Annotated in this window: 25 protein-coding genes; all 25 read right to left on the reverse strand. The window is 42.1% G+C overall.

Annotation, left to right across the window (positions count from 1 at the left end; all coding sequences use genetic code 11):
* Positions 1-53: 53 nt before the first annotated feature.
* On the reverse strand, positions 54-917 hold the full coding sequence (locus tag JOC94_RS16535) for a MinD/ParA family protein (RefSeq protein WP_205179913.1): 864 nt from the start codon (positions 915-917) through the stop codon (positions 54-56).
* Positions 914-2,020, reverse strand: a complete 1,107-nt coding sequence (gene flhF / locus JOC94_RS16540; RefSeq protein WP_205179915.1) for a flagellar biosynthesis protein FlhF — start codon at positions 2,018-2,020, stop codon at positions 914-916. Before flhF ends, JOC94_RS16535 begins: the two co-directional genes overlap by 4 nt.
* A complete protein-coding gene (gene flhA / locus JOC94_RS16545; RefSeq protein ID WP_408021927.1) occupies positions 2,020-4,053 on the reverse strand; it encodes a flagellar biosynthesis protein FlhA in 2,034 nt (677 codons plus the stop codon). The genes flhF and flhA overlap by 1 nt, the downstream gene beginning before the upstream one ends.
* Before the next feature lie 23 nt (positions 4,054-4,076).
* On the reverse strand, positions 4,077-5,159 hold the full coding sequence (flhB, locus tag JOC94_RS16550; RefSeq protein WP_205179917.1) for a flagellar biosynthesis protein FlhB: 1,083 nt from the start codon (positions 5,157-5,159) through the stop codon (positions 4,077-4,079).
* Entirely contained in the window at positions 5,156-5,935 is a 780-nt protein-coding gene (gene fliR, locus JOC94_RS16555; protein WP_077111714.1) for a flagellar biosynthetic protein FliR, read from the reverse strand. Before fliR ends, flhB begins: the two co-directional genes overlap by 4 nt.
* 4 nt (positions 5,936-5,939) lie before the next feature.
* Entirely contained in the window at positions 5,940-6,209 is a 270-nt protein-coding gene (fliQ, locus tag JOC94_RS16560) for a flagellar biosynthesis protein FliQ (protein WP_077111715.1), read from the reverse strand.
* 467 nt (positions 6,210-6,676) lie between these two features.
* Complete coding sequence (fliP, locus tag JOC94_RS16565; protein ID WP_205179921.1) at positions 6,677-7,342, reverse strand: flagellar type III secretion system pore protein FliP; 666 nt, start codon at positions 7,340-7,342, stop codon at positions 6,677-6,679.
* Positions 7,335-8,003: a flagellar biosynthetic protein FliO gene (locus JOC94_RS16570; protein ID WP_205179922.1), complete on the reverse strand. Its 669-nt coding sequence runs from the start codon at positions 8,001-8,003 to the stop codon at positions 7,335-7,337. The genes fliP and JOC94_RS16570 overlap by 8 nt, the downstream gene beginning before the upstream one ends.
* A gap of 46 nt (positions 8,004-8,049) precedes the next feature.
* On the reverse strand, positions 8,050-9,207 hold the full coding sequence (gene fliY, locus JOC94_RS16575) for a flagellar motor switch phosphatase FliY (protein WP_205179923.1): 1,158 nt from the start codon (positions 9,205-9,207) through the stop codon (positions 8,050-8,052).
* The gene (fliM, locus tag JOC94_RS16580; RefSeq protein WP_077111718.1) at positions 9,200-10,198 is read right to left on the reverse strand and encodes a flagellar motor switch protein FliM; all 999 of its coding nucleotides are present in this window, start codon (positions 10,196-10,198) and stop codon (positions 9,200-9,202) included. The genes fliY and fliM overlap by 8 nt, the downstream gene beginning before the upstream one ends.
* Before the next feature lie 36 nt (positions 10,199-10,234).
* Positions 10,235-10,657, reverse strand: coding sequence for a flagellar basal body-associated protein FliL (gene fliL, locus JOC94_RS16585; protein WP_077111719.1), 423 nt, complete (start codon positions 10,655-10,657; stop codon positions 10,235-10,237).
* On the reverse strand, positions 10,650-10,865 hold the full coding sequence (locus tag JOC94_RS16590) for a flagellar FlbD family protein (protein WP_077111720.1): 216 nt from the start codon (positions 10,863-10,865) through the stop codon (positions 10,650-10,652). Before JOC94_RS16590 ends, fliL begins: the two co-directional genes overlap by 8 nt.
* 47 nt (positions 10,866-10,912) lie before the next feature.
* Positions 10,913-11,707: a flagellar basal body rod protein FlgG gene (gene flgG, locus JOC94_RS16595; protein ID WP_077111721.1), complete on the reverse strand. Its 795-nt coding sequence runs from the start codon at positions 11,705-11,707 to the stop codon at positions 10,913-10,915.
* Between the two features lie 81 nt (positions 11,708-11,788).
* Positions 11,789-12,181 carry a TIGR02530 family flagellar biosynthesis protein gene (locus JOC94_RS16600; protein WP_077111722.1) on the reverse strand — a complete coding sequence of 131 codons (393 nt, stop codon included), beginning with the start codon at positions 12,179-12,181 and terminating at the stop codon, positions 11,789-11,791.
* Positions 12,182-12,197: 16 nt separating this feature from the next.
* Positions 12,198-12,833 (reverse strand): flagellar hook assembly protein FlgD, encoded by a 636-nt coding sequence (flgD, locus tag JOC94_RS16605; protein WP_077111723.1) that lies wholly within the window; start codon positions 12,831-12,833, stop codon positions 12,198-12,200.
* A gap of 8 nt (positions 12,834-12,841) precedes the next feature.
* The gene (locus JOC94_RS16610) at positions 12,842-14,200 is read right to left on the reverse strand and encodes a flagellar hook-length control protein FliK (protein ID WP_077111724.1); all 1,359 of its coding nucleotides are present in this window, start codon (positions 14,198-14,200) and stop codon (positions 12,842-12,844) included.
* Positions 14,201-14,205: 5 nt separating this feature from the next.
* Positions 14,206-14,820, reverse strand: coding sequence for a MotE family protein (locus tag JOC94_RS23235; protein ID WP_077111725.1), 615 nt, complete (start codon positions 14,818-14,820; stop codon positions 14,206-14,208).
* A gap of 8 nt (positions 14,821-14,828) precedes the next feature.
* Entirely contained in the window at positions 14,829-15,275 is a 447-nt protein-coding gene (gene fliJ, locus JOC94_RS16620) for a flagellar export protein FliJ (RefSeq protein ID WP_077111726.1), read from the reverse strand.
* On the reverse strand, positions 15,272-16,600 hold the full coding sequence (gene fliI, locus JOC94_RS16625) for a flagellar protein export ATPase FliI (RefSeq protein WP_077111727.1): 1,329 nt from the start codon (positions 16,598-16,600) through the stop codon (positions 15,272-15,274). The genes fliJ and fliI overlap by 4 nt, the downstream gene beginning before the upstream one ends.
* A complete protein-coding gene (gene fliH / locus JOC94_RS16630; protein ID WP_077111728.1) occupies positions 16,597-17,343 on the reverse strand; it encodes a flagellar assembly protein FliH in 747 nt (248 codons plus the stop codon). The genes fliI and fliH overlap by 4 nt, the downstream gene beginning before the upstream one ends.
* Positions 17,336-18,346 carry a flagellar motor switch protein FliG gene (fliG, locus tag JOC94_RS16635; protein WP_077111729.1) on the reverse strand — a complete coding sequence of 337 codons (1,011 nt, stop codon included), beginning with the start codon at positions 18,344-18,346 and terminating at the stop codon, positions 17,336-17,338. The genes fliH and fliG overlap by 8 nt, the downstream gene beginning before the upstream one ends.
* 5 nt (positions 18,347-18,351) lie before the next feature.
* Positions 18,352-19,950 carry a flagellar basal-body MS-ring/collar protein FliF gene (gene fliF, locus JOC94_RS16640; protein ID WP_077111730.1) on the reverse strand — a complete coding sequence of 533 codons (1,599 nt, stop codon included), beginning with the start codon at positions 19,948-19,950 and terminating at the stop codon, positions 18,352-18,354.
* Between the two features lie 18 nt (positions 19,951-19,968).
* Complete coding sequence (fliE, locus tag JOC94_RS16645) at positions 19,969-20,274, reverse strand: flagellar hook-basal body complex protein FliE (protein ID WP_077111731.1); 306 nt, start codon at positions 20,272-20,274, stop codon at positions 19,969-19,971.
* 16 nt (positions 20,275-20,290) lie between these two features.
* The gene (gene flgC, locus JOC94_RS16650; protein ID WP_077111732.1) at positions 20,291-20,743 is read right to left on the reverse strand and encodes a flagellar basal body rod protein FlgC; all 453 of its coding nucleotides are present in this window, start codon (positions 20,741-20,743) and stop codon (positions 20,291-20,293) included.
* 1 nt (position 20,744) lies between these two features.
* On the reverse strand, positions 20,745-21,134 hold the full coding sequence (gene flgB / locus JOC94_RS16655) for a flagellar basal body rod protein FlgB (protein ID WP_077111733.1): 390 nt from the start codon (positions 21,132-21,134) through the stop codon (positions 20,745-20,747).
* Positions 21,135-21,913: the final 779 nt, after the last annotated feature.

Genomic DNA, 21,913 nt, shown 5'->3' on the forward strand with positions numbered 1-21,913 from the left:
TCCTCCTTTTCGAAATGGAAACGGGGGAAACGTTTGAGAAAGTAGCCCCTTGTTTATTTGCCGTGAAACAGCTTGCGCAATCTTGCCATAAATGAATCGTTCTTTGTTTCACCACCAGACCTGCCGTTTCTTCCCGTCAATTGGTCAACGGCATGTTCCAATATAATAGATACGGAAGAACGGGGATACACACAATAAACAGGGGTGTAATTCAAGACGGCTTCTCGTACAAGTTTGTCTTCCGGTAATATCCCCAACAATTCGATTTCCTTTTGAAGAAACTTGCGCATGGCTTGCTGTAGACGAAAGAATGTTTCCCGTCCCTGTCGTTCATGATCAGTCCGGTTGCACACTACGAGAAACCGGGTATTTTCATTCTGCAGATAGGCCAGTTTCATGATTGAGTAAGCATCCATGACCGCAGTAGGTTCCGGGGTTGTCACAACGATTAAATCATCGGCTGCCAGCAGGATATGGAGCAATGCTTGGCCGGCTCCTGCCGCCATATCAAAAATAATATAATCGTATGTTTCCTGAAACATTTGTAAACCTGCAAGAAGCGACTTGACCGTATTGTTATCCAGTTCAACCGCGCCATATAGCCCGTTTCCGCCTGCAATATACGAGACGCCCAAAGGCCCTTTCTGCACAATTTGGGCTAACGGTTCACCTTTTAGGATAAAATCACCCATTGTCTTGTCCGCTGAGCCACCCAACAGTAAATTGACATTCCCCATGCCGATATCGAGATCAAAAACAAGCACTTTATATCCTCTTTTGGCAAGGATGACAGCTAAATTACTTGAAATATTGGATTTGCCCACTCCGCCTTTCCCACTGACCACGGCTAAAGTCCTCGCCTGTTTCTTTGTTATGTTCTTCAATTTTAAACGCAGGCCTTCTGCTTGATCCTTCATCTGCTTTGCTCTCCAAAGATATAGTTGCCAAACAACTCCGGTGCAGCAAGGACAAGGTCATCGGGTACTTCTTGCCCGTCTGTGATATAGTCGGCCGCCAAGCCATACTGAAGCATCATGTTAACCATGGGACCGTAAACATCCGTTTCATCCACTTTTGTAAAAATAAATTTTTGAGCACTGAGATGCTGAAAATGCTTCATGATGGATTCAACATCCCTTTCTTTCATGGAGGCAGTTAATATGAGATAAACATCCAAATCACTTACCAGTGAAAGTATACAGTTTAAATCGGTGACGAATTTGCCATCACGATAATTCCGTCCCGCTGTGTCAATAAATACATGGTCAAAGGAAGCAAGTTTGTTTGCGGCTTCTTTAAAATCATTCGCGTCATATACGACTTCCACCGGGACATCAAGCAGCTTAGCGTATGTTTTTAATTGTTCGATCGCGGCAATGCGGTATGTATCCATCGTCATAAAGGCGATCTTCTTTTTCTGTTCGAGCATGGCGCAGGCTGCCAGCTTGGCCAAGGTCGTTGTTTTTCCCACACCCGTAGGCCCGACAAGCGCAATAAATTTTTTTTCGAAAGTCGCGCCAGAAAAGCCCAATTTCTTTAATTCGCCGCAAAGAATGGATTTAGCCGCCAGCGACATCTCCATTTCATCGGGTTCTTTTTCTGCTTTCCTCCATATGTCCAATAACTGGTCCCCAATCGCCAGGACAAAATTCTTATCCAGCTCTTGATTCATGCATCTTAACAAACTTTTTTGAATCGCGGACGGATACATTTCGAGTTTGGGATCAGGGACATAACTTCTTTTTTTCACAATTTTTTTCAACGTTTCCAGTTCTTTTAAAACAGCATCATTTTGCGCTGGTTGGAGCATTTGGGCATAAACTGCCGGTTGAACTGGCTTTGTTTCCTCTACGTGATCAAGAGCGGCAATCACTTCAAATTGCTTTTTCTTGAAAAGTCCCATAACGCCCTTCGTCCATAACACTTTTGAGCTTAATATGACAGCATCCTCGCCGAGCTGTTTTTTTACCCTGTTAATAGCCTCCGGCATCGAAGCCGCCACGATTTTTTCAACCTTCATCAGACATTCACCATCCCGATGCTCTGTACTTCAATATCCGCTTCCAACTCATTATAGGATAGAACTGGCACTTGTGGGAAATATCTCTCGGTCAATTGCCGGACATACATTCTGACAGCAGGAGAACAGAGTAAAATGGGTATTTGTTGCACCTTCGACAATTGTTCGAGTTGTGCCGCAATAGATTCCAATATTTTTTTCGAGTCATTTGGCTCGATGGCCAAGTAATTGCCATTCTCCGTTTGCTGTATGCTGTCAGCAATCATTTTTTCCACTTTTCCTGAGACTGTCAGGACTTTTAAGACTGGCTCATCTCCTACATACTGTTTTGTTATTTGCCGTGCCAGCGCCTGGCGAACATATTCCGTTAGCAGATCGGTATCAATGGTCGTCTTTGCATAATCAGCAAGTGTTTCAAATATAACAACCAAGTTTCTGACCGATACTTGCTCTTTTAACAATTTGGCAAGGACTTTTTGAACTTCTCCAATCGTGAGCGGATTAGGTGTTACTTCTTCAACAAGAATCGGGTGTGTTTCCTTTAAGTGATCTATCAATTCTTTCGTTTCCTGTCTGCCGAGCAGCTCATGAGCATTCGCCCTAAGCACTTCCGTTAAATGAGTCGCTACGACAGAAGCAGGATCGACAACGGTATAACCGGCAATCTCGGCCTGTTCTTTTACTTCTTCTGTAATCCATTTTGCGGGAAGACCAAAGGACGGTTCAATCGTATCAATTCCCTCAATCTCGTCCTCGCCTCCCGGACTCATTGCCAAGTAATGATCCAATAACAAATTACCGGAAGCAACAGGGTGACCCTTAATTTTAATTTGGTAGGCATTAGGTTCCAACTGGATATTGTCACGTATCCGTACAACAGGAATCACAATTCCCAGTTCTAATGCCAATTGCCTCCTAATCATGACAATTCTGTCCAGCAAATCTCCTCCCTGCTTCACATCGGCAAGCGGAATGAGCCCATACCCAAATTCAAACTCAATCGGGTCCACATGCAATAACCCAAGTATATTTTCCGGCTTTTTCATTTCTTCCGCTTCCAGTTCCTCAGGAGCTTGTGCTATTGCAGCACTTTCTTTGTCGGGTATCCGGGAAAGGAAGAACCCCCCTGCTCCAAGTAAGCCTGCAATCGGGACCGTTAGCATATTATGTATGGGTGTTGCAAGACCAAGCAGAAAAATGGTGCCAGACGCGATGTACAGCAACTTTGGGTAACTGAGCAGTTGTCCGACGATATCAGAACTAAGGTTCCCGTCTGATGCGGCCCTTGTCACAACAATACCGGTTGCCGTTGAAATCAGGAGCGCAGGGATTTGGCTGACAATCCCATCTCCTACCGTAAGCATGGAGTATTTCAAAGCGGCTTCCCCGATCGGCAGGCCATGTTGCAGCATTCCAATCAAAATTCCAAATAATAGATTGATCAGTACAATAATAATACCGGCAATGGCATCACCTTTTACAAATTTGCTGGCCCCATCCATCGCTCCGTAAAAATCGGATTCGCGGGCCACTTTTTCTCTTCGCACTTTCGCCTCGTGCTCTGAAATAATGCCGGCATTTAAATCAGCATCGATGCTCATCTGTTTGCCCGGCATCGCATCGAGGGTAAACCTCGCGGCTACTTCCGATACCCGTTCGGCTCCTTTTGTAATGACGACAAATTGAATAATGACCAGTATAAAAAAAACAACCAGTCCAACAAGGACATTACCGCCAACTACGAATGTCCCGAAGGTTTCTACGACATTTCCGGCATCTCCAACGGAAAGAATAGATCTCGTCGTCGAAACGTTTAGTCCCAGCCTGAACAAAGTGAGCAGCAATAATAAAGATGGAAAAATTGAAAACTGCAGCGGCTCATGCATGTTCATGGAAGTAAGTACAACCAACAGTGCGAGAGAAATGTTCGCGATGATGAGAAAGCTTAACAGCCATGGCGGAAACGGAATGACCAACATGGCGATGATTAATATAACGCCTAATAAAATAGTAATATCTTTTACTTTCATCATACGTTCTCTCCCTAAAGCCCAAATCAAATCTTATGTTTGATTCGATACACATAAGCTAATATTTCAGCAACCGCCTTAAAAAAGTCTTCGGGTATTTTGTCCCCGATGTCGGTTTGTTTGTATAATGCCTGTGCCAATGGACGATTTTCAACAAGCACAACATCATGTTCCTTGGCAATTTTTTTTATTCTTTCCGCCATGAAATCGAGTCCTTTTGCTACCACAAACGGAGCGTCGGATTCATCTTCGTCATATTTAAGGGCAATGGCATAGTGTGTGGGGTTAGTAATGACAACATCCGCATTGGGAACTTCCTGCATCATGCGAGCCATGGCCATCTCTCTTTGCCTCTGCTTAATTTTTGATTTTACCAGCGGATCGCCTTCTGTATTTTTAAATTCGTCCTTTACATCCTGCTTGGACATCCGGATGTTTTTTTCAAAATCATACCGTTGATATAAATAGTCCAATAGGGATAACAGCAATAAGGCGATGGAGGCGCTGATTCCCATTTGCAAGGTCAAGCTTGCGATTGTTTTTAAAGCTGCGGGGGCGGCTTTATGGGACAGCACGAGCACTTCGTCAATTCTTTGCCACAATACAAAGAAAGCCACGAAGCCGACAAACCCGATTTTCAAAATCGACTTTAACAATTCAACAATTGCCCTGACAGAGAATATCCTCTTCATCCCTTTGATCGGATCAATTTTTTCAAACTTTGGTTTGAGCGGCTCGGTTGTTGCCATAAACCCGATTTGCAGCAAGTTCGCCCCCACTCCTGCCAGCAATCCCAATAGCATGATGGGGCCCAAGAGAATAGCCATTCCGTTTAATACTTCAATGGAAATGAGCCGCAAATTCCCAGGCGTCAAATCAAGAAGCATATATTCCGTAAATGTTTCCCGAAAAATATGAAAAACTGTTTGGCCCAGCTTCGAGGAAAAAAACAGTAAAAAGATGAAGACAGCAAGCAATCCAATCGCTGTATTGACATCTTGGCTTTTTGCCGCCTGTCCTTTTTTTCTCGAATCTTGCCTTTTCTTCGGTGTTGCTTTCTCTGTTTTCTCCCCCGCAAAAAATTGTAGATCCAACTGAAACTGTTTCATGATTGACTCCCCAGCATTTCCATCACATCTCTCATCACTTGTCCCATCGTTTCAAATAACTGTTGAATGACACCAAATATGACACCCATCACAATAAACAGGACAATAAAACTGACAGCAATTTTGATTGGAAAACCAACGACAAACACGTTCATTTGCGGTACCGTCCTGGCCACTATCCCGAGTGCCACATCTACCAGAAAAAGCACGGCAACAACAGGCACTGAGATTTGAAAAGCAATTAGAAACAGCATCGAAAAAGATTTTGCGATATACTCCGCCAGATTGGCATTGGCAAATCCAAAGCTGGCCTGATCGAGCGGAATAAACTGATAACTGTAAAAAATCCCGTTTAGCAGCATATGGTGTCCGTCCACGGCCAAGAGCAATAAAAGAGAAAAAATATACAAATACTGGCCAATTAAGGGAGATTGAACGCCTGTTTGCGGGTCAATGATATTAGCGATGGCAAACCCCATCTGAAAGTCGATAAAATTTCCGGCAACTTGAATGGAAGTCAAAACCATATAGGCGATAAACCCGATAAAAAGTCCTACAGCCGCCTCTTTTAACATCAACAGAAAATAAGCCGCATTAATATCAATCGTTCCCTGGTATACCGATGCATACATCAAAACCGATACAAAAAAAGCAAGGCCGATACGAAATAAGGAAGGCAGTGTCCGGTATGAAAATAGCGGCATCGTGACGAAAAAGGCAGACACCCTGACAAATACAAGCAAAAAGACTGAAAATCGTGTAATAAACTCTTCCATTCCATCAACCTACAAACTGGGTTAAGTTTTGGAAAATATCCGAAGTGTAGGATAACATCCGACTTAACATCCAGGGCCCGAAAAATACAATTCCCAACAGGACTGCAATAATTTTGGGAATGAACGCGAGGGTTTGTTCCTGTATTTGTGTCGTTGCCTGAAAAATACTGACGGCCAGGCCAATGATTAATGCAAGTAACAGAAGAGGGCCGGCGATAATTAAAATCGTATAAACTCCCTTTCCCGCTAACGAAATAACCGATTCGGCGCTCATATGATCACCTTCTTTGAATGTATAAAGTGAAATAGGACCACATGGTGTGGTTCATGCAGACGTTGCCGCACGATGTGGCGTTCCCGCTAATAAAAGGCAGAACAAAGGCAAAAGCCGAAAGCGTCCTATTCATAAGCCCATGTCATGCAGAGACTTCCTCGAAAAAGCTTGCGCTTTTTCTACAGATGATGACGGTACGATCGAAACTTTCCTTGTCTTTTCGCTTCGCTTGTACGTTGCAACGCCTTTTTGCCCGCCTTGAAAACATGCGATGTATCACTGTCAAAGTTTCTTCTTATCCTGGCCATCCAAAGCCATCGGGCGATTACCGGCAGTTGCTCCCTATACAGATCACGCTCATGTGATTTTCTGAAAGCAGGGGGCTTCCTGCCAGTCAAAGCCGGATAAAGTGAAACTTCAATTAGTGACGGTGAGACCCGTAATATGGGGCAGCGGGTTAAAACTTGTTACGTAAAACTTTCAAGCAATGATTTGATCACCAAGTACCACCCGTCAACGAGCACAAAGAGCAAAATTTTAAACGGGAGAGAAATCATCATCGGCGGAAGCATCATCATCCCCATAGACATCAAAACACTGGCCACAACCATGTCAATGACCAAGAAGGGGATAAAGATCATAAAGCCAATTTGAAACGCGGTCTTCATTTCACTGAGCGCAAAGGCCGGCACAAGTGCCTGCAATGGAATATCCTGAATCGACTCGGGCGGTTCAGATTCTGTATACGTTAGAAAGAGTTCCAAATCTTTTTGTCTTGTATGCTTGCTCATAAATTCTTTAAAAGGCACCGCAGCCTTTGTGTACGCTTCTTCCAAAGTAATTTCATCCTGAAACAAAGGGGTCAGCGCTTCATTATTTACCTCGTTGAATGTGGGTGCCATAATGAAAAATGTTAAAAACAGCGATAAGCCCACGATGACCTGGTTAGGAGGCATTTGTGGAGTTGCTAGGGACGTTCTCACAAATGAAAGAACGATCACAATACGCGTAAATGATGTCATGACCATTAAAATGCCTGGAGTGATCGACAACACGGTTAACAGGAGAAACAATTTAACGGAAGTGGACACCGATTCTGGTGAACTGTTAAAAAACTCCGTGATTTCACTCATGTGTCTCACTCTCCTTCCGCAAACGATCAAGCGCCTGTAATCTTTCTTTTTTGATGCCATCCATTTCATCCATCAGCTGCTGGTGAAAATCTTTTTTATGTTTGTTGTCCATTCCGCTTCCATGCTTGACAGCCTTTTTTACATTGTTAACCCATTTTGTCAGCTTTGTTGGCTGAAAACTCTTTTCCAACTGCTCGTTATACTGGTGAAGATATTCCTGAATTTCTTTTTCGTCTGATACTTCTTTAATCAAGCGAATATCTTCACCAACACCCAAAACAAAAAGGCGCTTGCCGACCCTTACCATTTGGAGCGAGCGGTTGCCGCCCAATGCCGTCCCGCCAAGATTTTGGATCAGGCTTGTTTGTTGATATGATTGGGTCCGTTTATTGATAAACTTTAACAAGAAATATAAAAGGGCGATGACAAAAATCAAGGCAAATAGCATTTTTAAGACATCCATCACACCGATTGAAACTGACTGATTTTTTTTGGGCGCAACATCCCCTTGTTCCGTTTCTTCTTTATTTTCTTTGCATTTCTCAGGGTTTTCCATGCATTCGCCGACGGAATAACCCGTTTTGCTTGCCTGGGCAACTGGCGGGTTGATCAGGGTGAAAAAAATGATCACGCACCATAAAACTTTACTTTTGTTTATCATTGTTCGATTTCCCAACTCTATGAAAATATATGGCTTTGCCTCCATTCTATCTCAAACGTTCGAGGCGATTCCGCTTGTTCAAAATATTAGTGACTCTTACACCAAAGTTTTCATCAATCACAACCACTTCCCCTTTTGCTATGTGACGGTTGTTGATTAAGATATCTACTGGTTCCCCAGCCAATTTATCAAGTTCTATAATGGATCCTGCGCCAAATTCAAGTATTTCCTTAACCGAACGGCTAGTTCGTCCGAGCTCAACAGTCACTTGCAAAGGTATATCCAGTAAAACATCAAGGTTGTTGGCTTCAAAACTATCAACACTCTCTTCATTAAAATCGGAAAAGTCGGCTTTATGAACATTGGGCGGAGTGTTTTCGGCAGCCATTTGTTGAGTCGCTGTCCTTGTATTTTCCTTCCTGGGACGCGATGCCTCTTTATCTGTCATTTGAGGGGAAGTCGTCTCACGCTGTTCTTTAACAGGTTTCTCTCCTGCTTTTTCCATCTTGGACTGCTCATCTCCTCCTTTTTCAAGCTTTAACATAAGTTCTTTCACCAAATCCTTTGCAAAGTCGATCGGTATGAGCTGTGTTAATGTGGAATCAATAATATCACCGACTTTTAACTGGAAAGAAACGCGGGCAAACTTGCTTTGGTTTGACAACTCTTCCAATACTTCAACAAAGGAGTCTTCAGGCCAATGAATAGTGGGAGGAGAAATATCCACCCTTTTACTAAAAAATGTGGACATCGATGATGCTGCTGAACCAATCATCTGATTCATCGCTTCCTGAACAGCGCTTAAATGGATCTCATCCATTTCTTCTGCAGGCGACGTTCCATCCCCGCCCAACATCATATCGGCAATGGCAGCCACATCGCTTTTTTTTAGAATTAATACATTTACCCCTGAAAAGCCGGAAGTATAGGTAACACGGACAGCCACACCCGAATCCAAAGGCTCATCCGAGATATCCCTGTCTAACATAGAAACAGTCGGCGTTGTGATTTCTACTTTTTGATTTAGCAGTGTAGAAAGAGTGGTTGCTGCCCTGCCGACAGAGATGTTGCCTACCTCGCCTAATGCGTCACGTTCCATTTCATTCAAATCATCTATTTCATTGTTGTTTTCATTCTCTTTTTCAATGAATCCTGTAGAAAGCAGCATTTCAATCTCTTCCGGAGAGAGCTTCTCATTATTCATTGTCTTCATCTCCCTCGTTTATCATCGATAGAATTTGTACAGCAAGATAATTATGTCTCCTGCCCGGTTGACCCAGGTATTTCGGGATGCCGGCAATTTTGACAGTTAGGGGGTCATCTATACTTGTATTGAGTTGAAAAACATCCCCCTCATTAAGCGACAGAAAATCTTTTACAGTCAGATCCGCCGAGCCCAAGTCGGCTGTTATTTCCATCTCTGTACCTCTTATATTTTTGTCCAGAGCCAAAATGGTTTCAGGCTTTCTTTCTTTGGCGCCCGATTCCATCCAATATTGTGCCGAAAGCTTCGGAATGATGGGCTCCAGTACAACGTGGGGAATACATATATTAATCATTCCGCTCGTTTCTCCAACCGTTGCCTGCATTGTAATGACAACAACCGTTTCATTTGGGGAAACCATTTGTAAAAATTGTGGATTCACTTCAATTTCGGTTAAAATCGGATCAATATGCGTAATGCCCGTCCACGCCTCTTGCAATGGTTCCAGCGTCCGCCGAAATAGCTTTTCCAACAGCTTCATCTCTATATCTGTTAAATGATTGATCTTGTTCAAACCAGAACCCTTACCGCCCAAAATGCGATCAACCATCGCATAAGCAATATTGGGATGGACTTCCATGATCATTCTGCCTTTAAGCGGCGGTATTTCCAAGACATTTAAAAATGTCATACTTGGAATGGAACGTATGTACTCGTCATATGGTATTTGATCAGCCGACGCGACTGAAAAATTGGTATATGTTCGTAAATGAGCAGAATAAAGAGTTGTCAATAACCTGGAAAAATTGTCATAAATCCTCGTTAAGCTTCTGATTTGATCCTTGGAAAAGCGTAAAGCCCTTTTAAAATCATAAACTTGCACATCTTTTTCTTGCTCATTAAGTACTTCTTCTTCAAGAGTGATGTCTCCCTCTGAAAGCCCCGATAATAAATCGTCAATTTCACTTTGAGATAATATCTCATCAGACATGATAGCCACCTCCAATGATACAATTTGAATATTTATTCATGAAACAATATAGGAGGTGATATATACTTTTTTTATTTCACCATTTTGTAACAGTTCGCCTATTTTGACTTCCATCATTTCTTCTAACTTCCTTTTCCCTTCTTTTCCCTCTAAATCTCCCGACTTCATGTCTGCAAGTTCAGACAGAATGATACTCCGAATTTGAAAATCACGCTTTTCAAGCTCTTGTTTCGCTTCTTCCCCGTCCGTTTCCACTGTCAAAGACAGCTTAATATAGCGGCCATCCTGCAAGTTCGTCGTAATGTCATTTACATGAACTGATGCTTCTAACACTTCGTCAATGGAAGGCTCTTTATCTTTCGATTTTCCACTGTTGTCATTTATCAACAAATAAGCTGTTCCGCCAAGAAGCACAACGATAAATATAATAAGCAAAATATTGATAATTCGTTTACCCATCAGCATGGCCCCCCTGTTTCTGGCCAAAAAGTTGAATTGATTGATAAAAATCAAGCATTCTTTCCCTGACCAAAATTTCAGATTCCGAAACAACATACTTATGCCCATTCGTCAAAGTAATGGTCGTATCAGGAAAAGTTTCAATTTTTTCTATGTACAATGCATTCAAATAAAAAGACTTTCCGTTTAATTTCGTCACCTGAATCAATAATCATCCAGGACCGGAGTGTGACCGGTCCTGTCCCCTCCTTTTAGTTAACGTTTTAAGTTGACAAGTTCCTGAAGTATCTCATCGGATGTGGTAATGATTCTTGAATTGGACTGGAAGCCGCGTTGTGCAATGATCATTTCTGTGAATTCTTCTGAAAGATCAACGTTTGACATTTCCAACCTTCCGCTTAAAAGCTTCCCTGCCCCGTTTTCCAGAGGCTGCCCATGCGCGGGAGGCCCGGACGCTTCAGTCGGAATGTAAAAGCTTTCCCCTGATTTTTCCAGCCCACCATTATTAGGGAACCTGGCTACTCCGATCACCCCGGCAGTACCAGGTGTTCCATTACGCATAAATGAGACTGTTCCATCATCTGCGATGCTTATGTTTGAAACTTGATTAATATCATTAATGACAATCGGATCCCCATTACTTTGCAATACTAGGGCACCAGTAGATGTAACAAGGGTGCCGGATTGATCAAAACCAAGATTTCCAACCCGTGTGTATTTAATGTCATTTCCGACCTGGGCAATCAAATAGCCGTCTCCTTGAATGGCGACATCTAGCATTCTATCAGTCATTTGCGGGCTTCCTTGCGTATCGATCGTTTCAATCGCGGAAATCTGCGAGCCCAGCCCCACTTGTTTAGGATTGACTCCTCCACGATTATTCCCCCCGCCGCTGGCACCGGAGATCGTCTGGCTTACCATGTCCTGAAAGGTGATACGCCCTTTTTTAAATCCGTGTGTGTTGACATTCGCGATGTTGTTTCCTATTACATCCAGCTTAGTTTGAAAGTTTTTCATTCCACTTATTCCTGCATACATTGATCGCAGCATATTTTTTTCCTCCTTTAATCAACCGCTTCAGTCATTCCGCGGTTACGGCTCCCTATTCAGGTCCAGCCGTTTGCAAAATGTCTATTCCATAATAATGGTTCCATCAATATTTGTGAAAATATGGCTCGCCGCTTCTTTTCGGTCCAACAATGTTATAACGGTATGATTCTTCGTACTGATCAGAAGGGCCGCCTCTTTCAGCAGCACAAGCGGTTCATTTACGCCTTTTGCCTGTGCCTTATGTATTTTTTCTTCTATTTGGCCCCACTTGTTGGGACTTATATGGATATTCCTTTGCTCCATCCTCAACCTGGCATGTTTGCTTAATGTCAGCTTGTTCGATTGTTGAATCGTTTCGTTTAGCTGTTGCGCAAATGAATGTTTATTTTGCACGGTTGCATGTTTCGCTTCGTTTGCCGGCTGGCGGATTACATTCACTTTTCCGCTGTAGGGATGAATAAAATGATTGTTCATGGATCTTTTATCCTTTTTACAAAATTTTCGTAATCTGATTGAAATCAACGACAGTCTGATCTTCAAGCAGAAGCGAAAGTACACCGTTTTTAACGGATACGGATTGTACAGTTCCGGATTGTTCATTTTGTTCATCGTCCATCCATGACACTGTTTTTCCGATGAGATGGCTCGCCTCAAGCAATGGATTTCCAGCCGGAGCAGGCATTAATTCAGAGATGTTCGCCGGTGTCAGTTCTGTACCGTCTTCAAGAATGATCCGTACCGTATCTCCAAGAAACTGGACAGATGCTACAACTCCCTTGCCTTCAGTAATGATCGGCTCTCCCGTCTCACTATCTTGACCATCAACCCTATGCCAAGTCACTTCTTTCCCGACAAACTCGGTAAAAGAAAGCAAAGAGGACTGTGAAAAACCATCTTGCCACATTTCCAAGGTCTTATTAATATTTGTCAACTGCTCTAATGACGAGAAAGTGGCCATTTGCGCAATAAAATCTTTATCTTCCATCGGATTCAGAGGGTCTTGATTTTGTAACTGTGTTAGTAAAATCTTTAAAAACGCATCCTGCCCTAAAGTGTTTTGACCCTCACTTTTCTTTTGAAATGGATTTTCCGGTACAGAATAGTCGTTGTTGATCGCGTTTGTCACAATTTCACCTACACTTCCGTCTCAAATATGGCATCATTTAGTACAATGGAAAAATGTTGTTCATTCTTTTCCTTCTTTTCTTTCTGTGTTTGTTCGCTGTGTTGTTCTTCTTGCTGCTCCTTTTGCCCTTGCTTGCCGTCAAAGTACGGGTGCTTTTCGATGTTTGGCTGATGTGTTACATCCACTTTTTCAATTTGAATGTTGTGGTTTACCAAGCCATGCTTCAGTTGCTGTAAATTCGAATCAAGCAGTTTTTTGGCCATTTGCGTAGATGCGATAATACGGGCAACCATTTCCCCTTCTTTTTGGAATAACTCGACTCTCAGCATCCCCAGATGTTCTGGATAAAGGCGAATCGTCAATTGTTTTGTTTGATGAATATTGGAAAAATGAGCGTTCCGTAAAACGGAAACTAATTTCCTTACAAGTGCTCTCCCCTCTGGTTCTTGAACACCGTCATCAAGTAAGCGGGACAAGTATTGCTTTGTATGAGCTTCTGTCAAACCCATATTGAAAGGACTGTCGCGGTCAATCGAAATTCTTGGTGCTGCGTGTTCCTGATAAGCTTGGCGTCCGAATATAAGCCCCAAGTTCAATTGTTGCTCCCTGCTCACTTGATTGTTCACTGGTTGCAACGATCTTGACTTCGCCAATTGTACAATAGGAGACTCTTTATGTTTCTCAGTTGAGTCCGCTACTTTCGGCCATTCGTTTTCCGGTTGAACAGCCCTGAGAGATTCAGGCCGCTCTGGAACAGTCTTAGTCGGCTCCGGAACAGTCTTAGTCAGCTCTGAAACAATTTCAGACCGCTCTGGAGCAGGTCGCGTTTTAAATTCGTCAAAGCGCAAGTATTTCTGAGCTTCTGGGGTTCCCAAGATTGATGTCAACTTTTCTCCCAACTGATGCAGTTGTTGAATAGTGTTGTGCTCATGCTCAACCGGCGATTCAGCAACAAGGGAAATGAACTCCTCCAGTTTCTTTAATAAATCAAGCGGATTCGTGACTTCTGTGTTCTCCAGTTCCAAAAGAACTTGTTTCATATTTTCCAATAATTGCGGGTCTATATGTTCCAGCTCCTGCTCTATTTCTTTCGAAAGCAAGGGAACCAAATGCTGAATGTCCTTGATCAACTTTTGGAGTACCGAACCATCTTCCTCAGAAAGCAAAGAAGCAAAGTTTTGAACATCCTGCGTTAATTTTTGCGACTGTGAATCACCTTCTTCAGAAAGCAAAGACGGGTCATCACCATTCAAATTTTTTATCAGTCCTCCAAGCACCTGATGAAATAAAGTGCCTTGATCCACATTTGCCTGGCCCGTTTCGGACGTTACTTTATTGGGCATCATTTCTAACAGCTGCAGCCGCACTGCACTCACCTCCTTTCATTGGCCTCCGTTGATAATTTCTGGGAGAAAGCAGCCGCTCTATCCGGAGGCATTTTCTCCAATATCCTCGCCAATGATTCGGTCGATAAATTAGAAAGTATGTTTAATGATTCCTCTTCTTTCATTTCCAGGATAATCAGTGCAGCTTTTTTGGGCGCCATCGTTTCATAGACCGCTTTTATCTCTTTTATGTCAGGCTTGGCTTCCTGATTGTTTTCTGGATTCCCTTCTGCATCTTCTTCAATGGAACTCTCCAATCTTTCCTGTTCCAAAAGCAACTTGTCCGCTTCCGCTTCTTTTTCTTCCAATTTTTTTTGAAGGCGTTCAAGTTGAGTGTTTTTGTCTTGTATTTCTCCTTCCAGATCCACAATTCTTTTTTGATACTCTTCAATGCTCAAAGTGCTGCTATCTGTAAAAGCCGAAAGAATCGGTACTTTGCTCATTGATTTTTTCGCCTTTTCAAAGACGTTTATACCAGCAATGGATGCAATGACAAGAATGAGGAGCAATATGACTAAAAGCGGAACCGCCACCCATAATATAAACTTCTTAAATACTCCCTTTTTCTCGTTTTGTTCCATATCTTTCAAGGATTTATCCACTTCACCACCTAATTTCCCTTTCGATGACTATATTGAATAGCTGCCAATTCATCCATTTGAGTGTTTTCATGACGCTGAATGAATTGTAAGAAAGACTCTTCGTTTTTTTCTTTTAAACGCTCATATTTCTTACATTCAATATCCCTTTCCAGAAGTTCATCTTTCAGAGATTGCATCTGTTCCCTCGCTTGAATGACTTCCAATTGCCAATGATCAATCGTCTCAGTCATACTTTGCAAAAATTGTTGATACTGCCTAATACCGTTTACTGTAAACCCTTTTTGTAGTTCGTTTGACTGGACTTGTTCAAGGTTCTCTTTTTTCCTTAGAAACTCATACAATGTGGTGGCCGCTTTTTCAAATTGATGAACTGCATTTTGATACGACACATATGCTTCATCTTTTTCTCTTTCTTTTATCTCTAATAAGTTTTGAAATCGATATTCAAACTTCATTTAAACTCACCTGTTTCTACTAAATGAATCAATGACCTGATACATTCTTCACTGGATATCCGTTCATTTGTTTCCTGCTGCAAAAACTTCATAATAGCGGGATAATATTGTATGGCTTCATCAATTTCTGCAGAGCTTCCTTTTTTATAGGCGCCTATATTGATTAAGTCTTCATTATTCATATAAGTACCTAATACATTGCGAATTTTTTCTGCAGCTTTTTTGTGTTCCGGTGTAACCAGGTGATTCATTAGCCGGCTGATACTATTCAATACATTGATCGCTGGATAATGGCCTTTTTGGGCCATTGCCCTGTCTAACACAACATGCCCATCCAATATACCTCTTACTGTATCAGCAACCGGTTCATTCAAATCGTCTCCATCGACAAGAACTGTATAAAAGGCAGTAATGGACCCCTTTTCGCTTGTCCCTGTCCGCTCCATAAGCCTGGGAAGTAACGCAAAAACAGAAGGTGTGTAGCCTTTTGTTGTTGGAGGTTCGCCAACAGCCAAGCCAATTTCTCTTTGGCTCATTGCCACTCTCGTTACCGAATCCATTAATAACGTTACATTGCAACCCTTATCCCGAAAATATTCAGCAATGGCCGTTGCGGTAAAAGCGCCTCTAATTCTCATTAAGGCAGGTTGGTCGGAAGTTGCGGCAACGATAATTGATTTCTTCAATCCCTCAGGACCTAAATCACGTTCAATGAATTCTTTTACTTCTCTTCCCCGTTCACCAATTAAGGCAATGACATTTACATCTGCATGAATATTTCTGGCAATCATGCCAAGAAGCGTACTCTTCCCAACGCCGCTTCCCGCAAATATGCCGAGACGCTGTCCATGACCCACAGTAAGCAAACTGTCAATCACTCTAATACCAACTTCCAATTTGCTGGATATGGATGGCCTTGTTAATGGCGGGGGCGGATTTCTTTCTATCGGTACCGAAGGCATGCCTTGGGGAACCAATGATCCATCCATCGGAACCCCCAAGGGATCGACAACTTTTCCAATCAATTCATTCCCCACATGTATCTTAAGAGGCTTGTTGGTTGATTCAACAAGACTGCCCGGTGCTACTTCCATTAAATTGGAATACGGCATGAGAATTAATTTTCTCCCTTGAAAACCAACTACTTCTGCCATCACAGTACGAATCTTGCCTGTTCTACCGGAAACGTGAATAAGACATACGTCGCCAATTGAACTTTCTGGCCCATGTGATTCGATCATTAACCCGACAACTTTCGTCACTTTTCCATATCGCTTAAACGTATTGATATTACGGATATGCGGAATTAAGTCTTTCGCCTTCATTTTTTTTCATCAGCGGAAAGTATTTCCGTTAGCTTTTCTTTTAACTCTGACAGTTGGCTGTCGATACCTGCTTCTATTCTGATATTTTCCGATTCTATAATGCAGCCATGTTCGTCCATTTCTTCAGATGGGTATATAAACATTTTGACATCAGTGGAACTTGCGGCGGCAAGCTCTTTAGACGCTTCCATCATGAAAGGATATTGGCAAGGATGGACATATAAAGAGATTTCCGGTTCGTTTCTCAACTCTTTTAATACGTTTTTCACGATACCAATATATTGTTCCGGATGATTCGAAACTTCGGATTGCAAAATGGCTTGCGCACTCTCGATAGCGAGTTCAAGTATGGTATACTCGGCCTCTTCGATGTATGCACGGCATTCGTTTTTTGCATGTTCAATGACGCCCTGGGCTTGCATAATCAATTGCTTGTATTCTTTTTTACCTGCTTCTCTCCCGGCTTCCAATCCTTTTTGATAAGCTTCATTCCATGCTTCCTCTTGCAATCTCTTTTTTTCGGCATCCCATGATTGGCGTTCTTCTTCAATGTCCATTTTTAATTTGTCGGCAGCATTGTTAGCATCAGCTAAAATCTTTTTTGCTTTATGTTCTGCTTCAATAATAAATTCTATCGTTTTATTTTCGGTGTCCTCTTCATAAGGTTGTACTTTTTCTATAATTTTTGGCTTTATTGTGGCAGACGTAAGGTGTTCGGAATTCAGTTTGATGAGCTTAGACAAGTATATCGTCTCCTCCTCCTCGCGCCAGTACGATTTCTCCGGTTTCTTCCAAACGGCGAATAATCGAAACAATCGTTGATTGCGCTTCTTCAACATCACTTAATCTGACTGGTCCCATGAGCTCCATCTCTTCTTGAAGCGTCATAGCCATCCGTGATGACATGTTCTTGTAGACCATTTCTTTGACTTCATCGCTTGCCACCTTAAGCGCCAACATCAGATCTTCATTTTCACACTCTCTTATGACTCTCTGAATAGAGCGGTCATCGAGTGTGACGATATCTTCAAACACAAACATCCGCTTTTTAATTTCTTCCGCCAATTTGGGATCTTGAACGCCAAGCGCATCAAGAATGGTTTTCTCGGCTGCACGCCCAACACCTTGAAGGACCTCCACCACAGTATTAATTCCCCCGCTTTGTGAATAATCGTTGGTTACAGTGGCAGAAAGCTTTCTTTCGAGTATCGACTCAACTTCCTTAATGACATCCGGAGATGTTCTATCCATTACCGCGATCCTTCTGGCGATATCAGCCTGCGTATCATTGGGCAATTCCGAAAGAATTTGACCTGCTTTCTCCGGATCCAGATAGGACAATACCAAAGCAATGGTTTGCGGATGCTCATTTTGTATAAAGTTTAAAATTTGGCTTGGATCGGCCTTTCTTGCAAAATCAAAAGGCCTAACTTGCATGGTGGATTGCAATCGATTGATGATTTGGCTGGCTTCTTCTTCGCCGAGCGCTTTTTCGAGCACTGCTTTTGCATAGTCAACGCCGCCTTGAGATATGTACTTCTGGTCGATTGCAATTTCGTGAAATTCTTGAATAACCTCGTCAATTTGTTCCGAGTTAACATTTCTAACCCCAGTAATCTCCATCGTTAATGCTTCAATTTCTTCTTCTGACAAATGCTTATATACTTTAGAGGCACTTTCAGGACCCAATGAAATAAGAAGCACGGCAGCTTTTTGCCTGGCTGTTAGTTCTTGATCTTTTCTCATATGCGTCATGCCTCCTCATCGTCAGCCAGCCACGTGCGAAGCAGCTCCGCAAATTGTTCGGGCTTTTCTTGCGCAAATACTTCCAGCTGTTTACGGTGTTCAAATGGTTCCAGTTCGGCTTTCATATCCGTGTCTGCGTTAGTGTCTTCCGGTTGTTCCACAACTTCCACTTCTTCGGCTTCTTCCCTTGATTTAGAAGATCGAATCCATAAAAATATCAAAGTTGCTATGATGGCCACAAGTAGTCCAAATATGATATATGCCCACCAAGGCAGTAGGCTTCCTTTGGCTTCCTCATCCATGGCTGTTTTTCCATTAAACGGCTGCACAGATACGACAACCTTGTTTTCAATCTCTTCATCCGTTACTTCCACATCCGGATCTTTGTCAATTGAAGTCCTGACAACAGTAGAGAGGATATCACGAATATCATCGACTCGCTCTTCCGGAAAAGAGTTTTCATCTTCCGGGTCTGGCGGCTCGACCATCACTTGTATCCCCAAATCCCGTATTTTATAAGGACTTTCGACGATTTCCTTGCGGACTTTGTTTACTTCATAATTAATAGTCTCTTCGGACTTCTCATATTCCCCGTTATTTCCAGCACCTTCAACGTATTGATTGGCGCCGGCGTCTGCTGGATCACTTGCTTGAGGCACTCCGCCAGGAACACCCTCTTCTCCTGTATAAGCTTCATTTATTCTTTGGGCGCTAATGGCAATTCCGCGCATATTTTCTTCGTCTACAGGTGTAACCAAGTTCTCCTCCCTGTTTTCTTGGGAAAAGTCAATATCGGCTGTAACAAGAGTGACCACTTTGTCAAATCCCGTTAACGTGCCAAGCATTTGTTGAACTTGTCTTTGAATATTCTTTTCAATTTTATCCTTGATTTTCATTTGCTGATCTAATCTGTTATCAGCAAGGCCGCTTTCTTCCAAGTCGTAATACTCCAAATATTGGTTTCTTATCACAATATTCTCAGTTGGAAGATTGGGCACGCTTTTTGATACAAGATGATATAAAGACCGTATTTGCTTTTCAGTAAATTCGTGACCGGGTTGAGTTTGAAGGACAATGGAAGCAGTTGCTTTTTCATCTCCTTCTTTTACGAAAACGCTTTTCTCAGGTATGTTGATCATCACTTTTGCTTCATCAACACCCTCGACGCTAGCTATCATTTCCGACAGCTCATTTTGCATTGCATCCAATTTAATGACATTAAATTCATTGTCTGTCATCCCAAAACTTGCATTGTCGCTAAAGAAAGAATAATCGATATTACCCGACTTCGGAATTCCTTCCGCTGCTAACTCAACCATTAATGACTCAGCCTGTCCCTCTGGCACCTTTATCGTTGTTCCATCGTCTGTGATTTCCGACTTAATTCCTTTGGAATCCAGGTTTTCCTTGATTGAGCCGGTTTCGGCGGCCTTTAAGTTTGTATACAAGGGAACCATTGACGGCCGATTGAATATGTAAGTTAAGCCCACAACCAATAACAGGCCAATAACGAGCAATGAGATAAACAGTATTTTTTGCTTCTTAGATCGCTCCACCCAAAAGTTTTTTATGTATTGTAGTTGCTTTTCCAGTTTCTCCCTCATCGAATATCCCCTTAAATATTACACTTGCATCCTCATGATTTCTTGATATGCTTCTACTGCTTTGTTTCTGATTTCCAATGCCGCTTGCATGGAAACGGATGCTTTTTGTGATGCGATCATTACTTCATGCAATTCTATCTTTTCTCCCGCAGCCAACTTTTTTGTCGCCACATCAGATTCTAGCTGAAGATTATTTACCTCATTTAAAGCTTTTTTCAAATAAGTGCCAAATCCGTTTTCCTGACCGGCCCCCTGCATTGCTTTGCTTGTTTGATTGCCAGGGTTCGAGTTTACTAATTGTGAATTTAGTAGCTGTACTTCCATTCAGTGTCATTCTCCTCTATTTTCCAATTTCTAGAGCTTTCATTAACATTCCTTTTGTCGCATTGAGAACAGTTACATTTGCTTCATAGGATCGGGTGGTACCGACCAGGTCCACCATTTCTTTCAGGGGGTCAACATTTGGATAGTACACATACCCATCTTCGTCTGCATCCGGGTGAACCGGATCAAATACTGCACGGTAGGGCGTTTGATCTTCAATGATACGTGACACCTTTACGCCATTGTGCATTTTTTCATTACTTTTTGAACTGACAGCTTTGTTGAAAATGGATGAAAAGGATGTGTCCTGCGGCTGCATCACTACCATCTTGCGCCTGTAAGGCTGCCATTGGCCATCTACCATTCTGCCGCGTGTCGTATCTACATTCGCCATATTCGACGAGATTGTGTCCATCCTTAGACGTTGGGCAGTGAGAGCCGAGGAGGAAATATTTAACGAATGAAACATTTTATCTACCTCCTTTTATAACATTTTTTAGTGAATTGAATTTTCCATTCAATCTGTCTGATATTGCATTAAAGTAAATTTGGTTTGCCGCAAGATCCGACATTTCTTTATCTATGTCCACGCTATTTCCATCATGGCGATATTGGACACGTACATTATCAATGCCGGTGGTCGGGTGCAAATCAGACTTCAATGTAAAATGTCGTGGATCTGTCCTATGACTTTTCATGTTTGCAACAGAGTTATCCAATGCCTTTTTAAAACTTACTCGTTTCCCCTTGTAGTTCGGTGTATCCGCGTTTGCAATATTCTGGGATGACACCTCATGCTTAATAGTGGAATACTTCAGTGAAGCCTCTAGGGTCGGGAAGATTCCAGAGAATAATGTCATACAAAACACCATCCATTTTTTTCATGTTTCTCCTAAACTTACTACTATTGTAATCTGAATGTCATATTACGTCTATAGATGTCGATACTTTTTTGCGGGTTTAAGGGGTAAAAAGGTGAAAAATGGTACTTTAGTTCTATGAAAATGAGATTGTTTTGTGACATTTTATTGCAAAAATGTATTAAAAATTACATCAAAACGTAAAGTGAAAACAATTGATATGATTTTCATTTTTTTATGAAAAAGAGTAAGAAATCCATATGTTATCGAGAAATACAGGTCAAATTTCAAAAAGTCGACCTTTTTAGTCATACCAGTATTTTGACTTATGACCAACAGCCTATGCTTGCCTTTAGCACCTGTCGCCCGAACACTTTCAGACCTTCAAAATGCTGCATTTTTCCTTTTTATGGCATTTTTTACATCTAATCCGCTTCTTCTGCGACGTCGGTGGTACTAGGACTTTTTATATGTTAGAGCCAGTACTAGCGTTCATTCATTTCCATGTTTTTTCCCTTCCGTTTTTTCAAGTTTTTTTCTTAGGGTGAAATACCATTTGCTCTGCGGCTGAAAACCTTGCTGGCACTCAGCAAGATTCGACAACTTTCCTGTTTTTATGACAACAAGGTCTTTTTTTATCTTGTTGGGGAGCTGTAAAATAACCCTTTGACCTTGATATAAGCAAAGAGAAAGAGCATGTTTAGATACATCTTTTTCAAAACATGCTCTTACAATGTGAATGGATGGTACTAACTGTAGAGTGACACTTATGTTTTTAT

Source organism: Siminovitchia thermophila, assembly GCF_016909185.1.
GTDB lineage: Bacteria > Bacillota > Bacilli > Bacillales > Bacillaceae_C > Siminovitchia > Siminovitchia thermophila.

What these genes read in the sequence shown, in the direction of transcription:
- JOC94_RS16535 (WP_205179913.1), bottom strand. Translation starts at nt 917, where the DNA reads ATGAAGGATCAAGCAGAAGGCCTGCGTTTAAAATTGAAGAACATAACA.
- flhF (WP_205179915.1), bottom strand. Translation starts at nt 2,020, where the DNA reads ATGAAGGTTGAAAAAATCGTGGCGGCTTCGATGCCGGAGGCTATTAAC.
- flhA (WP_408021927.1), bottom strand. Translation starts at nt 4,053, where the DNA reads ATGATGAAAGTAAAAGATATTACTATTTTATTAGGCGTTATATTAATC.
- flhB (WP_205179917.1), bottom strand. Translation starts at nt 5,159, where the DNA reads ATGAAACAGTTTCAGTTGGATCTACAATTTTTTGCGGGGGAGAAAACA.
- fliR (WP_077111714.1), bottom strand. Translation starts at nt 5,935, where the DNA reads ATGGAAGAGTTTATTACACGATTTTCAGTCTTTTTGCTTGTATTTGTC.
- fliQ (WP_077111715.1), bottom strand. Translation starts at nt 6,209, where the DNA reads ATGAGCGCCGAATCGGTTATTTCGTTAGCGGGAAAGGGAGTTTATACG.
- fliP (WP_205179921.1), bottom strand. Translation starts at nt 7,342, where the DNA reads ATGAGTGAAATCACGGAGTTTTTTAACAGTTCACCAGAATCGGTGTCC.
- JOC94_RS16570 (WP_205179922.1), bottom strand. Translation starts at nt 8,003, where the DNA reads ATGATAAACAAAAGTAAAGTTTTATGGTGCGTGATCATTTTTTTCACC.
- fliY (WP_205179923.1), bottom strand. Translation starts at nt 9,207, where the DNA reads ATGAATAATGAGAAGCTCTCTCCGGAAGAGATTGAAATGCTGCTTTCT.
- fliM (WP_077111718.1), bottom strand. Translation starts at nt 10,198, where the DNA reads ATGTCTGATGAGATATTATCTCAAAGTGAAATTGACGATTTATTATCG.
- fliL (WP_077111719.1), bottom strand. Translation starts at nt 10,657, where the DNA reads ATGGGTAAACGAATTATCAATATTTTGCTTATTATATTTATCGTTGTG.
- flgG (WP_077111721.1), bottom strand. Translation starts at nt 11,707, where the DNA reads ATGCTGCGATCAATGTATGCAGGAATAAGTGGAATGAAAAACTTTCAA.
- JOC94_RS16600 (WP_077111722.1), bottom strand. Translation starts at nt 12,181, where the DNA reads ATGAACAATCATTTTATTCATCCCTACAGCGGAAAAGTGAATGTAATC.
- fliJ (WP_077111726.1), bottom strand. Translation starts at nt 15,275, where the DNA reads ATGAAGTTTGAATATCGATTTCAAAACTTATTAGAGATAAAAGAAAGA.
- fliI (WP_077111727.1), bottom strand. Translation starts at nt 16,600, where the DNA reads ATGAAGGCGAAAGACTTAATTCCGCATATCCGTAATATCAATACGTTT.
- fliG (WP_077111729.1), bottom strand. Translation starts at nt 18,346, where the DNA reads ATGAGAAAAGATCAAGAACTAACAGCCAGGCAAAAAGCTGCCGTGCTT.
- fliF (WP_077111730.1), bottom strand. Translation starts at nt 19,950, where the DNA reads ATGAGGGAGAAACTGGAAAAGCAACTACAATACATAAAAAACTTTTGG.
- fliE (WP_077111731.1), bottom strand. Translation starts at nt 20,274, where the DNA reads ATGGAAGTACAGCTACTAAATTCACAATTAGTAAACTCGAACCCTGGC.
- flgC (WP_077111732.1), bottom strand. Translation starts at nt 20,743, where the DNA reads ATGTTTCATTCGTTAAATATTTCCTCCTCGGCTCTCACTGCCCAACGT.
- flgB (WP_077111733.1), bottom strand. Translation starts at nt 21,134, where the DNA reads ATGACATTATTCTCTGGAATCTTCCCGACCCTAGAGGCTTCACTGAAG.